At 65.6% G+C, this 13489-nt stretch carries 14 protein-coding genes; 6 read left to right on the top strand and 8 right to left on the bottom strand.

Features of this window, described 5'->3' with window-relative positions:
* The first annotated feature begins 26 nt into the window (after positions 1-26).
* Positions 27-452, top strand: a complete 426-nt coding sequence (msrB, locus tag ACOGI8_RS07005; protein ID WP_419856148.1) for a peptide-methionine (R)-S-oxide reductase MsrB — start codon at positions 27-29, stop codon at positions 450-452.
* 5 nt (positions 453-457) lie between these two features.
* Here the strand turns inward: msrB and ACOGI8_RS07000 are convergent, their stop codons facing one another.
* The 6 genes from ACOGI8_RS07000 to ACOGI8_RS06975 form a co-directional block, all read right to left on the bottom strand.
* Entirely contained in the window at positions 458-1045 is a 588-nt protein-coding gene (locus ACOGI8_RS07000; RefSeq protein ID WP_419856147.1) for a MerR family transcriptional regulator, read from the bottom strand.
* Between the two features lie 174 nt (positions 1046-1219).
* Positions 1220-1744, bottom strand: a complete 525-nt coding sequence (locus ACOGI8_RS06995) for a bifunctional nuclease family protein (RefSeq protein ID WP_323673568.1) — start codon at positions 1742-1744, stop codon at positions 1220-1222.
* A gap of 52 nt (positions 1745-1796) precedes the next feature.
* A complete protein-coding gene (locus ACOGI8_RS06990) occupies positions 1797-2792 on the bottom strand; it encodes a MerR family transcriptional regulator (RefSeq protein WP_419856146.1) in 996 nt (331 codons plus the stop codon).
* Positions 2789-3166, bottom strand: coding sequence for an FHA domain-containing protein (locus ACOGI8_RS06985; RefSeq protein ID WP_419856145.1), 378 nt, complete (start codon positions 3164-3166; stop codon positions 2789-2791). Before ACOGI8_RS06985 ends, ACOGI8_RS06990 begins: the two co-directional genes overlap by 4 nt.
* An 80-nt stretch (positions 3167-3246) precedes the next feature.
* On the bottom strand, positions 3247-3648 hold the full coding sequence (gene gcvH, locus ACOGI8_RS06980) for a glycine cleavage system protein GcvH (protein WP_419856144.1): 402 nt from the start codon (positions 3646-3648) through the stop codon (positions 3247-3249).
* A gap of 37 nt (positions 3649-3685) precedes the next feature.
* A complete protein-coding gene (locus ACOGI8_RS06975) occupies positions 3686-4300 on the bottom strand; it encodes a CDP-alcohol phosphatidyltransferase family protein (RefSeq protein ID WP_419856143.1) in 615 nt (204 codons plus the stop codon).
* Positions 4301-4350: 50 nt separating this feature from the next.
* On the opposite strand from ACOGI8_RS06975, the gene ACOGI8_RS06970 reads away from it, so the two are divergent.
* Entirely contained in the window at positions 4351-4746 is a 396-nt protein-coding gene (locus tag ACOGI8_RS06970; protein ID WP_419856142.1) for an HIT family protein, read from the top strand.
* Here the strand turns inward: ACOGI8_RS06970 and ACOGI8_RS06965 are convergent.
* Positions 4743-5507, bottom strand: a complete 765-nt coding sequence (locus ACOGI8_RS06965; RefSeq protein ID WP_419856141.1) for an SOS response-associated peptidase — start codon at positions 5505-5507, stop codon at positions 4743-4745. The genes ACOGI8_RS06970 and ACOGI8_RS06965 overlap by 4 nt on opposite strands.
* A 125-nt stretch (positions 5508-5632) precedes the next feature.
* Here ACOGI8_RS06965 and ACOGI8_RS06960 point away from each other — a divergent pair, with 125 nt between their 5' ends.
* The 4 genes from ACOGI8_RS06960 (at position 5633) to ACOGI8_RS06945 (ending at position 11776) form a co-directional block, all read left to right on the top strand.
* Positions 5633-5833 (top strand): hypothetical protein, encoded by a 201-nt coding sequence (locus ACOGI8_RS06960; protein WP_419856140.1) that lies wholly within the window; start codon positions 5633-5635, stop codon positions 5831-5833.
* A gap of 145 nt (positions 5834-5978) precedes the next feature.
* Positions 5979-10631: a type ISP restriction/modification enzyme gene (locus ACOGI8_RS06955; RefSeq protein WP_419856139.1), complete on the top strand. Its 4653-nt coding sequence runs from the start codon at positions 5979-5981 to the stop codon at positions 10629-10631.
* A complete protein-coding gene (locus ACOGI8_RS06950) occupies positions 10628-11467 on the top strand; it encodes a type ISP restriction/modification enzyme (protein WP_419856138.1) in 840 nt (279 codons plus the stop codon). Before ACOGI8_RS06955 ends, ACOGI8_RS06950 begins: the two co-directional genes overlap by 4 nt.
* A gap of 9 nt (positions 11468-11476) precedes the next feature.
* Positions 11477-11776, top strand: coding sequence for a hypothetical protein (locus tag ACOGI8_RS06945; protein ID WP_419856137.1), 300 nt, complete (start codon positions 11477-11479; stop codon positions 11774-11776).
* 27 nt (positions 11777-11803) lie between these two features.
* On the opposite strand, the gene ACOGI8_RS06940 is transcribed toward ACOGI8_RS06945, so the two are convergent.
* Positions 11804-13486 carry a thiamine pyrophosphate-binding protein gene (locus tag ACOGI8_RS06940; RefSeq protein ID WP_419856136.1) on the bottom strand — a complete coding sequence of 561 codons (1683 nt, stop codon included), beginning with the start codon at positions 13484-13486 and terminating at the stop codon, positions 11804-11806.
* Between the last annotated feature and the right edge of the window lie 3 nt (positions 13487-13489).

Here is a 13489-nt window from a genome sequence, read left to right as displayed (position 1 = left end):
CCGGCCGTGTCACTACCGTGGTGCCCATGGCTGGGCAATCTGAGACAGCACGCGCTGTCACGTTCACCGAGTCCGAGCTGCGCGGGCGGCTGACGCCGATGCAGTACCACGTCACCCAGGAGGCAGGAACCGAGCGCCCCTTCTCGGGCGACACCTGGGACAACCACGACGTCGGCGCGTACCACTGCATCGTGTGCGGTGCCGAGCTGTTCGACTCAGCGACGAAGTTCGAGAGCGGTTCGGGCTGGCCCAGCTTCACCCAGCCTGTTTCCGGCGAGGCAGTGGACACCGAGGTCGATCGCTCGTACGGCATGATCCGCACCGAGGTGATGTGCAAGGCCTGCGGGGCGCACCTCGGCCACGTGTTCCCAGACGGTCCCCGTCCGACCGGTGACCGGTTCTGCATGAACTCGGCGTCGCTGCAGTTCGCGCCCGCCGAAGACCCGGGCTGAGTTCGCTATTCCAAGTCGAGGCTGAGCTGGGTGGCGATGGGCTCGTCGGGCAGCAGCTTCACGACGTCCGCGTCGAGTTCACGTCGAACGCCCGCCACCGGCAGCACGGTCAGCATCGCCGCCTGACCCTGGCGCAGCAGGCTGAGCACCCGGTCGTCGTCAGCCCACAACACGTCGCTGCCGCTGATGACGATGTTCGCCGAGGCAACCTCGCCGCCGAGTTGGTTGCGCAGATAGTCGAACGCTCGGGCAATCGACTTCAGGTCGATGCCTTGGTCGCGCATCTTCTTCGCGATCTTGAACTCGACGAGGTCGTTGTAGGAATACCGGCGCCGAGAGCCGCTGCCCTCGGCCTGGGCGACTGATGGTTGCACTAGGCCCTTGCGGGCCCAGTGATCGAGCTGGCGGTAGCTGATCCCGACGATCTTCTCAGCCTGCTTGCTGGAGAATCCCTCGACAATGGCTCCTGCCACCTCCGGCGCGGCCTCGCCAGACACGTCGGCACTCGCCGAGGTGGCGGCAGGCTGTGACGGCGCATCGGCTTCTTGCGACGTCGTCGGCACAGGGTCGGAAGCTGGTTGCTGGCCTGCCATCGGTATCTCCTCTCCTGCGTGGGTCACGCGTAGCAAATCACACCCTGCGAACTACCGGGTTGTGATCTGCACGTTCACAAAGCGTACGGGGACCAGTCGCGCCAGCGCAAGAGGCCCCTCAGGACGAGCATCGAACAATCGATCGGGCCGCAGCGGCGGTGGGGCCGCCGTGCCTCACTCTTTTTCGCCGGCCTCCGCCGCAGGACCGAAATCGTCGGGCTGCACGTCGTCCAAGAACTGCTTGAACTCGTCGAGGAGCTCATCGGGGTCGACATCGTCGGGGGGATCCGCGGGGAGCTCGATGATCTGCCCCGCTTCGTCCAGCACCGACTCGCTGGCGAAGATGGGCGTGTCGGCCCGCACGGCCAGTGCGACGGCATCGCTCGGCCGGGCGGAGATCGTGTGGGTGTCCGAGCCGATGGTGACCTCCATCTCGGCGAAGAAGGTGCGATCGCGCAGGTCGGTGACTGTCACCTTGACCAGCGTCGCTCCGAGGACGTCCAAGATGGCCGCCATGAGGTCGTGCGTGAGGGGCCTCGGCACGCGGATCTGCTCGATGCCGCGATAGATCGCCTGGGCCTCGGGCGTATCGATGACCACCGGCAGCACCCGCTGAGAACCGCCGGTCTCACGCAGCAACAAGAGCGGGCTCTGCGAGGGCATCTCCACCTGCACGCCAAGAAGCTCCATCTCGACCATGCCCGCACACTACTTCGGCCCCTGCGAGCACCGAGCCCGGAGTGACCTGGTGCTATTGCCGGTAACGGCGCAACGCCTCCCCCATCACCACCGACCGCAAGCGCTCGCACAGCGCCGTCAAACGGCCCAAGGACCGCAGCGCGTCGAGCTCCGCCGACGCACCGCCGGCATGCAGTATCGGCTGGATGCCCTGCTCGAACATGGAAGCATCCCGCGCCGCGGCATTACGGATGACACGCAGGTGGCGAGCCTGCAGGCCGTAGGTGGCGAACTCACGCGAGATGCGAGCGATGAGCAGCGCACTGCTGCCGTAGCGCGGCTCGGGCGGTTCTAGGCCCAACGAGGCCTGCACTGGGTCGGATGGTGTTGCACCGGGCTGTGGCCGCAGTAGCCGTGTCGCGTCGTCGTCGGCGAGCGGCACGAGCAACCCGAAGTCGGTCAGCTCAGCGATCTCGTCAAGGGTGAGCCCGGTCTCGGCACTCAGGTCGGCTGCGCTATAGGTGCGGGTGTCGTCCTCTGCAGCCCACGGCAGTCCAGCGCCACCAGGAGTCGGTACCTCAGCCGGTTCGCTTGCCCGGACGACGGGCTCTCGGTTGTCGAGGTCTTGGTTGTCGAGGTCTTGGTCGCCAGCATCTGGGTCGACGGCGCCGTCGTCAGCCGGCGTCCCGCCAGTCAGACCAGCTGCGTGTCCGCCAGCTTCTTCAGACTCAGGCGCTGTCTCAGCGGCGGCTGGCAACTCGACGGCGTCGGTGATCCCTATGCCCCAGATGTCCGCCAGATGCTCGCCCCGATCGATCCGTTCGCCGATGATGCTGAGCGGCAGGTACTGATCGCGTTGACGGGTGAGGATCCAGCGCAGCACTTCGATGTCGTGGGGTCCGAAGCTGCGGTAGCCCCCCGGCGTGCGGGCCGGCGAGATGAGCTTGCGATCTTCGAGGAACCGGATCTTGGAATCGGTCAGATCGCTGAACTCGGGCCGCAGCAGCGCAACGACCTCGCCGATCGACAGTCGTGCTCCAGGTGAGGAAGGTTCGGACTGGGCGCTCACAGCCCGACCGAGGCAACCAGGTAGAGCAGTTTGAACTTGCCCACCTGCAGCTCGTCGCCGCTGTGCAAGATGACCTCGCCATCGGTGCGAACGCCATTGATATAGGTGCCGTTCAGCGAGCCCACGTCGTACAGGATGTGGCCCCCATGGCCGAGCTCGAGCACCACGTGACGGCGTGACACGGTGATGTCGTCGAGGAACACATCGCTGTCGGGGTGCCGACCCACAGTGACGCGGTCGCCGGCCAATTCGAACCGAGTTCCCGAACGGTGCCCGGAAGTGACCACAAGTTCCGCCTGGCCGCTGTACGGCGGGACCTCGGTGACGCCGACAGGCGAGAGCACTTCGGTGGGTGCATCAGCCGTAGCGTCCAAGCGCGCCCCGCAGCTGGAACAGAACCGGGCGTCATCGGCACTCGACTTCCCACACACGGCGCAGACGATGGCCATGACGATCAGATGTCCTCGGCGATCAGCGCGGCATAGCCATCGGCATCGAGCAGCGCCTCCATCTCGGCCGACGCTTGAGCCGCTTCGCCGGTCGGGGCGATGACGCAGATCCACCCGTCGCCGTACGGCGATTCGTTGACCAGCTGCGGCTCATCCTCAAGGGTGACATTCACCTCGACCACCTCGCCCGAGACCGGGGCAAAGATGTCCGAAACCGACTTGGTGGACTCGATTTCGCACATTGGCTCATCGGCGGTGACCTGAGCACCGATCTCGGGCAACTCCACATACACGACATCACCGAGCGCATCCTGTGCGAAATCGGTGATGCCCACCTGCACCCCGCCATCGGCAGGGCGCACCCATTCGTGATCGCTCGAGTAGCGAAGCTCGGCGGGTATCTCCATGCTCGCGAACCTACCGGATAGCTGTCACACCGATAGCTCAGCCGCTGGCGCTGCCGGTGCGCCCTTCGCGCACTGCATCGAAGGCCTGGGGGATGTAGCCCACCGCCGACCAGTAATGGATCGGCAGGCCGGTCGCCACGAATATCCAGGCTGCCACTCCGAAGGCCTCCGCCACGCCGATGTCGCTGTGGGAAGCCAGGAAGCACGGCACGGCGAACATCATGAGAAACGTGCCGGTCTTGCCCCACCAGGTCACGTCGATCTTGCGAGCGCCGAGGGCCCCCAGCACCAGCGCCGCCACAGCGACCACTGCTTCGCGGAACAGTGCCAGCACCGCGATCCACAGCGGCAGCGAGCCGTCGGCGATCATCACGACGAGCGCGACCAGCAGCAGCAGCCGATCGGCAGTGGGATCCAGGATCTTGCCGAGCTCGGAGACCTGGTTGAAGCGACGCGCCACCCAACCGTCGACCCAGTCAGTGGCACCGAGAGCGCCGAGCAGCAGTGCGGCAAACCAGCGGTCCTCGGCACCGAACACCAGCCACACGAACCACGGCAGGCAACACAGACGAGCCAGGCTGATCAGGTTCGGCACGGTGAATGGCCGCCACCCAGGGTCGGGGACCGGCGGCGCATCGGAGGCCTCGCTCACGCGGCTCACAGTACTGAGATGCAGTCGGCTCAGCCTCTTAGGCTGCGCGCATGAGCACGATCTTCACGCGGATCATCGAAGGCGAGCTGCCCGGGACGTTCGTGTGGCGCGACGACCGCTGTGTTGCATTCCTGTCCATCAATCCGCTGTCGCCGGGTCACACGCTGGTCGTGCCGATCGCCGAGATTGACCACTGGCTGGATGTCCCGGCGGACCTGCAGGCGCACCTGTTCGATGTGTCGAGACGCATCGGCCAGGCACAGATGCGGGCCTTGAGACCCGAACGCATCGGGCTGGTGGTCGCCGGATTCGAAGTGCCTCACTGCCACATTCATGTGTGCCCGGTGAACTCGATGGCCGACATGAACTTCGCCCGACCGCTGCCCATGGCCTCGGCCGAGGAGCTGAGCGGGCCCGCCGAAGCCATCCGCGCCGCGCTGGTTTAGAAAAGCCGGTCTGGCGCCGCTTCGGTGGGGTCCGCGGGTTCGATGAGACTGGCATCGCTGTTGCGGACGTTGCCGACGGCGCGGCCGACTTGATGCGAGTGCAGAATGCCCTCGGCAGCAGGAGCGCACATGGCCGACAGCACCTCGACATCGTCGTTGGCAGGGTCGAGCCACGTCTCCCACTGCGAGCGTTCCAGCAGCACCGGCATACGGTCGTGAATCGGTGCCATGAAGCTGTTCGCGGCGGTGGTCAGCACCGTTGCCGAGTGCAGGGCCTGGCGTGGACCGGTGGGGGCATCTGCGTCCGCTCCGTCGTTTGCATCGCCGGCTGGAGGGGGTGACCAGCGTTCCCACATGCCCGCCATCGCGAGCATGGCGCCGTCAGCGCGGGTGATGTAGTGCGGCAGGGGCCGGTCATCTCGAGACGTGCCCTTCGGTGCCCGGGGCCACTCGTAAAAGCCGTCGGCGGGCACGATGCAGCGGCGCCGTTTGAACGCGCTGCGAAAGGAGTTCTTCGTCGCCGCAGTCTCAGATCGGGCATTGAACAGCGGCGGGCCCTTCGCGGGGTCCTTGGACCATTGCGGCACGAGGCCCCAGCGGAACGTCTCGATTTGGCGGGCGTGGTCGTCGGCCACCACGGCCACGATGTCGGTAGTGGGTGCCACGTTGTAGCTGCGGGGTGCGTCGAAACCCGGCAGCGGGGTGTCGAAGTGCGCTGCTATCTGCTCGAGACTGGCTGCTGAGACAAACCGTCCGCACATGCGCCGAGCGTAGAACGACGGTGGATTCCAAGTCCGCTCCGCATCAGCTCACGCGAACTCGATGAACTCAGTTGTACCTGAAAACCATTTGAACATCATGAATTTTACTTGAATGATGTCATCTCGTGGGATTCGTCGACGATCTCTGGGCCGTGCTGCTGTCCGGCGACGAAGCCGAAGAGCAGGAAGCGCTCGACCGCCTCGTCGAAGACGATGTGACGGCAGATATTGCGTTTGCCGCACTCTCGGCCGGTGGCGCAGCCACCTACCGGCAGGAATCCCGCACAAGTCCCCCGGAGGCCGATTCCGACCGCAGGCAACAGTGACATGCTGCCCCCGGCTTGCCCCACGATGAAACGCTCGTCCAGACTCCCGTCAACGGCGCGGAGGCCGCTCGCCGTGGCTGCTCGCCGGACAGGCCGGTACTGTGCGGCACGTGGGTGCAGGATCGCGAGTGGCGTGAATCGGTCGATGGCATCGACTCGAACGGCAACGACGGAGCAAGCCGATCTCTTGGCAATGCTCAGCGAGCGTTATGACACGCCTCAGGCCCGCGGCAGCGCGTTCGAGAGGCTGATGCAAGCTGCTCTGGCACGACACCCGGACCTCTATGGCCCCCGGCGCTTCAAGCACGTTTGGCGCTGGATGGAATGGCCCGACCGCGAGGCCCACGGCTACGGGGCCGATGTCGGCATCGACCTCGTCGCCGAGCAGACCCCCGAGGCAGGCGGAGGACTGTGCGCTATCCAAACCAAAGCGCACATCGAAGGTCGAATCAGCAAGGCCGAGGTCGACTCCTTCATCTCGGCATCGTCGGGCTCGGCGTTCTCCGCACGCCTGCTCGTGCTGACGTCGCCGATGACCGCGCAAGCGCGGACGATGGTCGAACAGGCATCGCCGCGGTGCGAGGTGCTGCACCGCAGCGACCTCGAGTCGTGGCCGATCAACTGGGACGAGTGCCTTGACGACCCGACCGAGTTGCGCTTCACGCCCCAGCCGCGCCATACGCCCAAGCCGTTTCAGGTTGAGGCGATAGCGAAGGTGCTCGACGGGCTCGCCGCGGGAGACCGCGGACGACTCGTACTGCCCTGCGGAACGGGCAAATCGGTCGTCTCGCTGTGGATTGCCGAACAGCAGGCCGGCGTCGGCGGGCGGGTCCTGTACTTGGTGCCCTCAATCGCCCTGATGAACCAGACGATGCGCGAATGGGCACGCCAGCGAAATCCCGACATTGCGCATCGTTACATCGGCGTGTGCTCCGATACTCGCGCCGGACACGCAGCCGAGGATGCGCCGCTGGCCGAGTTGGCAATGCCGGTCACCACTGATCCGCAGCGCATCGCAGCGCAGCTAGCCATGAGCGATTCGGACGCGATGACCGTCGTGTTCTGCACCTACCAATCGCTCAGCCTCATCGCTGACGCGCAGGCTGGAGACGGCACGGACACCCAAGTTCCCCCCTTCGATCTCGTGCTCTGCGACGAGGCCCACCGCACCACCGGCATCGAGGACACGAAGGCGCCGAAGAAGGGCAAGGCAGACAGTCGAACGATCACCCCGTACTCCTTCATTCACAACCCTGAGCGCGTGCGAGCCCACAAGCGCCTCTACATGACGGCGACACCTCGCGTGTACACCGAGGCAGCCAGGCGCCGAGCCGACGAACACGAGCGCGACTTCGACGTCTTCTCGATGGACGATCCGAGCATCTACGGCCCGGAGCTGTACCGCATGTCGTTCGGCGACGCCGTCGAGGGCGGCCACCTCACCGACTACAAGGTGCTGGTCATCGCGGTGGCCGAGAACCCGGTGCTCGATGCCTACGACAGCATCGTGATCGACGACGATCGGCCATTCAGCATCCACGACGCAGTTCGCTTCGCCGGCTGCTGGGACGGCTTGGCCGATCCCACTACCACCACCGCTGAGGGCCGTGTCACGGGCGCCGTCAACCCGCAGGACGCTGCCCAGCGAGTCATCGCCTTCACCAACCGGATCCGCAACTCCCAACTGGTGGAGAGGTATTGGAACCCCGTCGTCGAGGCAGTGGCTGCAGCGGTGCATGGTCGGACGGCGACAGGCGATAGGGCCGAACTGCTCGGCTGCGACGTACGCCACGTCGACGGCTCGAAGAACGCTCTCGAACGGGCCGACACGATTGCATGGCTGCGACAAGGCGATCCCGGCGGCGCCTGCCGCATTGTGACCAACGCCCGCTGCCTCACTGAGGGCATCGACGTGCCGGCATTGGACGCCGTGATCTTCCTCGAACCGAAGCAGTCACAGATCGACGTCATACAGGCCGTCGGCCGCGTGATGCGGCGCGCCGAACACAAAGATGTCGGCTACGTGATCCTGCCGGTGGTGGTTCCCTCCGGCGCAAGCCTGCTCGACGACCAAGTCTTGTCGGGCTCCGACTTCAAGGCCGTTTGGAAGGTCCTCAAAGCCCTGCGCTCACACGACGAACGCCTAGACGTCGCGATCAACACAGCCGACCTGACAGGACGGCTGCCCATCAGCATCCTGCCGAGCGGCGTATGCAGCACATGCGGTCGGGCCGACGCCGAGTGTGAATGCGAGCAAGACGGCGGCGACATCGACGGCAAGGTGACCCAGCAGCGTCTGCCCTTCGAGCACGCCATTGCGTCACGGCTGGTGGCCGCCTGCGGGGATCGCCAGTACTGGGACCGCTGGGGCCGTGAGGTGGCACGGATCACCGGCACCATTACTGAGCATGTGCGGACCGCTGTCGGGGCCAACCCTGACTTGGCCGCCAAGTTCGAGCGCTTCGGCGACCAGATGGAAGCCACCATCGGCGGAAGTTTGCCGTCTGGCGACCTTGCGGTGCTCGTCGCCCAGCATGTGGTCACGATGCCGGTCTTCGATGCGCTGTTCGCAGGCAGCGGTTTCGCCGACCGCAACCCGATCTCCGCCGCCTTGAACGAGTTGCTTGACGAGTTCAAGGCTGCCGACATCCGGCTTCGTGACGAGACGGTCGCATTGGACCGGTTCTACGACAGCGTCCGCAACCGCCTCTCTGGCGCGGCCGACTCTGACGCCCGGCTCAAGATCATGCTGGAGGTGTACGAGTCGTTCTTCAAGGAGGCGATGCCCGCCGAGATCACTCGGCTGGGGATCGTTTACACGCCTGTGGAACTGGTGGACTTCATGCTGCGGTCGGTCGACGCTGTGCTGCGCCAAGAGTTCGGACGAGGATTGACCTCGAAAGATGTCCACATCTTGGACCCCTTCACGGGCACGGGCACGTTCATCAACCGTCTGCTCACCCAGAAGAACAGCGACGGCGAGCCGCTGATCGCAGACGAAGACTTGGAGCGCAAGTTCGTCAACACGCACAACCCGCTGGTGCCGGGCGGCAGTGTCCAAGAGATCCACGCCAACGAGATCGTGCTCCTCGCCTACTACTTGGCCGCCATCAAGATCGAAGAGGGCTACCGGGACCGCACGGGAAGCTACGAACCATTCAGCGGCATCGTGCTCACCGACACGTTCTCGCACGACCCCGCAAGCTTGCCCGGAACGGGAACGATTGGTTACAACTCGGCCCGCGCCCGACAGCAGAACGAACTCCCCATCCAAGTCATCATCGGCAATCCCCCATGGTCGGCCGGCCAGAAGTCGGCAGGCGACGACAACCCGAACGTCGAGCATCCTCACATCGAACAACGCGTCCGCGACACCTACGGCCGCAGGCACCGCGAAGTCACCGGCCGCGGCGCCGGGCCGTCCTCGGGAAACCTGTACGTGGAGGCATTCCGCTGGGCGTGCGACCGTCTCGACACCCCAGAAGGCACTGGAGATCGCCCTGGTGTCATCGCCATGGTGCATCCGAACTCGCTCTCGAATGCACCCTCCCTTGCAGGAATGCGTGCGTCGTTGCGAGACGAGTTCACCGACATCTACGTCGTGAACCTGCTCGGTGACGCGATGAAGTCGGGCGATGAGTACCGGCGAGAGGGCGACAAGATATTCGGCCAAGGCTCCCGCAACGGCGTGCAACTCACCGTGCTCGTTCGCAACCCGAGCAGTGGCCCAAGTCCCGCCACGCTGCATTACGTCGGAGCGCCCGAGTACTCGACTCGTGACGCAAAGTTCGCTTGGCTCGCAGGACTTGGCGACGTCACCAGCGACCTGTTCCAAGCGGTCCCCGTCAATGACGCCCACGACTGGGTCAACCTCACCGACGGCTCCTTCTCGGATCTGCTGCCCGTTCTGACGGTCAGCCGGAATTCGTCGAGCGAAGCTGCCATCACCGAGGAGAGCGTCCTCGGTGCAAAGACGAACTGTGACGCCTACGTCTACGCGTTCAGCCGGGAAGCGCTCTCAACCAAAGTGGCCGCACTCATCGGGGCCTACGAGCGCGCACGCCAAGCCGTGGAACAGGGTGCATCCTTCGAGAGCATCACCGCGAACGATGACCTCGAAACCATCAAGTGGACGCACACCTTGAAGAACTCGCTCAAGCGCAACCTCGAAATCGAGTTCGACGACAGCCGCATTCGCGAGGTGCTGTACCGGCCGTTTACCAAGCTCTGGCTCTACGAGGACCATCGCATCATTTCTCAGGCGAGGGCCACAAGTGACCTCTTCCCACTGACCGAATCTGCTATAGACGCTGACGACCGACCGACCGACCGACCGACCGACCGACCGACCGACCGACCGACCGACCGACCGACCGACCGACCGACCGACCGACCGACCGACCGACCGACCGACCGACCGACCGACCGACCGACCGACCGACCGGGATCTGCATCACGGCGCCCAGCAACCGGTCAGTCTTCGGAACACTGGCGACCGATTGCATCGTCGACCTCTGCGCCGTCGGCACCAACCAGCCCGCCCGGGTCATCCCACGACGACGATCCTGATCTCAGGGGCCTCGAACATGACCTTCCAAGCACTGGCGACGAACACCATGCCCGACATCGCAGCGATAAAGGGCTCTCAACAGACGCGCGCGCTGCCGCGATGGAGGCAATCCTCTTGAGCACGCCGTCCACCCGCACGACCTTCGCCACGCTGGCAACTCGAGTGCTCCCCGATCTGCACGCTCTGGACCCAGCCGGCCGCGCCCTCCCCCGGACACAACAGCGATGACCGAGACGCTTTCCCTGCCGCTCCCCGACGCCAGCACACCAACTACCTCGGACAACGTCACCGATTGGGCGTTGGAGCAGTTCCAGGCCAAGTACGGCCCCGACATCTCCAAGGACGACATCTGGGAGTACCTGTACGGCGTGATGCACTCGCCGGAATGGCGCATGGACTACCGCCACGACCTGCAACGCAACCTGCCGCGCATCCCGCTGGCCGACGACTTCGAGCCGTTCCGGGCAGCTGGGCGCAAGCTGATGGACCTCCACATCGGCTACGAAACCGTCGACGAGTACCCCGTGCAGTGCCTCGTGGATGGCGAGCCAGACGAGGGCGACGCCGACGGCAGCGCATACCGGATCGAGGGTCGGATGCGCTGGGGCAAGGGCTCTGACGGCACCGAAGACCGCACGGTGCTGGTGGTCAACAACCGGTGCCAGCTTGTGGGGATTCCAGTCGAGACGGTGCATTACACCGTCTCGGGGCGCACCCCGCTGCAATGGGCCATCGACAGCCTCCGCGTCAAGCACGACAAGGCATCAGGCATCATCGACGATCCGAACGGGTGGCGCGACTGGGCAGACGAGCCGTTCAATCTGATTCGCCACCTGCGCCGACTGGTGACCGTGAGCTACGAGTCGGCCCACATCATCGCCTGGTTGCCGACCTCGCGCCCCGGTGAGTCGCACCTGTACGAGCCCGGCCCCGTCACTCTGGCCGACATCATCGAATCGCAGGGCAAGGGACCTCCTCTCGAAGACTCCACTGGCGTCATCTACACCGACGAAGAATTCGTCGCCCATCTCGAATCAATTCCATACGACACCGCTCCCGAGTGACCAGGGATCGTGCCGACGTACGCCTCCTCCGCGCGGTTTCGCCGCGACATTGCGAAGCTCACGAGAGCACAACGGCAAGAGTTCTACACCGCACTCGCACTCTTCGTTGCCGATCTGCGAGAGATCGAATCCGGCAACCGACACTGGTTCCGGAAGGGAATTGTCAGCAAGCTGCATGGTGTCGACGGCTTGTTCGAATTCCGCTGGGCAGACGACGGACGGGCCACATTTTCCCTGGGAAACCCGCCCCGGCAAGGACTGCGGCACATCGAGTGGCGCCGCTGCGGCACCCACGACATCCTGCCGTAGAGCCGACCGGCGGAAGTGCGGCTCCGGCTATACGTAGGTGGAGCCCTTCATGGCGCCGCGGTCCTGGCGGATCTCCACATTGACCAGTGCCGGCATACCCGAGTCGAAGGCTCGCTGAAGCGCAGGTGCGATCTGGTCAGGCTCGGTCACGTGCTCGCCATGACCGCCCATGGCCTCGACCACCTTGTCGTAGCGGGTGTAGTTGAGCTCGGTGGCCACCACCCGGTCCTGGCCGTAGAGGCCAGCCTGCGGCCGCAGCATCTGGCCCCACGCAGCGTCGTTGCCGACCACGCCCACGATGGGCAGGCCGAATCGCACGGCAGTGTCGTACTCGAAGCCGTTGAGCCCGAACGAGCCGTCGCCGTAAACGATCAGTACCCGCTTGTCTGGGTGCGCCTTCTGCGCCGCCAGCGCGAACGGCATCCCGACGCCGAGGGTGCCGAGCGGGCCAGGGTCCATCCAGGTGCCGCGCCTGGGCACCCGGATCACCTTGGAGGCCTGGGCCACGATGTCGCCGCCGTCACCGATCACGATCATGTCGTCGGTGACGGCGTCGGCGATCTCGCGGCACAGCCTCAGCGGGTCGATCGGCACCTCGTCGCTGTTGAGCTCGGCGCTGCGGGCCTCGTCCAGCTCGGCTTCGCGCGTGCGCAGCGCCGCGAGCTGTGCGCTGGCGTCCACGGTCACGCCGGTGGCCTTGAACACGTCCAGCAGCGCATCGAAGTTGGCACCGAGGTTGCCGACGAGGCTGACATCGGCGGGGCGGTTCTGGCCGATGAGCGTCTCGTCGAGGTCGAGTTGCACGATGCGGGCGTCGGCGGGGATGGCGCGGCCGAACTTCATGCGGAAGTCGAGCGGCGTGCCGGCCAGGATCACCACGTCGGCGGCTTCGAGTGCTTCCTTGCGAGTGAGCGAGAGGAACGACGGGTGATCCCACGAGATCTCCCCGCGTGCCATGCCGTTCACGTAGCACGGCACGGACGTGGCATCCAAGAATGCCGCTAACGCGTCGCCGCCCTCGCTCCATTTCAGTGCCGTGCCCGCCATCACGACGGGCCGCTCCGCAGAAGCGATCAGCTGGGCCGCCTGTTCGGTCAGCGGAGCTGCAGCCGCAGCGGCCACCCGGTAGTCGCGAAACCGGGGCACCTCGACGGCATCGAGATCGACCGGCCCGTGCAGGATGTCCATGGGTATCTCGAGGAAGGCCGGGCCGGGCACACCGCTGAGTGCCGTACGCACGGCCAGTTCGATGTACTCAGCGATGCGGCGGGTTTCGCCGCATGCACCCGACCATTTCGTCACCGGCCGCATGAGCGACACGTGGTCCATCTCCTGCAGCGAGCCACGGCCAGCGTGCTTGAACGGCCCCTGGCCGCCGAAGACCAGGATCGGCGAGTTGGCCCGCCATGCATTCGCCACGCCGGTGACGCCGTCGGTCACCCCGGGGCCCGCGGTGAGGATGGCCACGCCCACCTTGCCCGGGTGCAGGCGCGCCCACGCGTCGGCGGCATGCGTCGCTGCTTGCTCATGGCGGACGTCGACGACCTCGATGCCCTCGTCGAGGCAGCCGTCGTAGATGCCCATGACGTGCCCGCCCGACAAGGTGAACACGCACTCCACCCCGGCCGCCTTCAGCGCCTTGGCGGCCAGCTTGCCGCCGTGGGTCTCGGTTTCCGTCACGCCCAAGGCGCGCCGTTCCTTGCCGCTCATCTG

The sequence above is a fragment of the Candidatus Poriferisodalis sp. genome, assembly GCF_965204195.1.
In the GTDB taxonomy this organism is placed as follows: Bacteria; Actinomycetota; Acidimicrobiia; order Acidimicrobiales; family Poriferisodalaceae; genus Poriferisodalis.
Note: the sequence above shows the minus strand (reverse complement) of the source record. Positions and strands in the feature narration are given on the sequence as shown.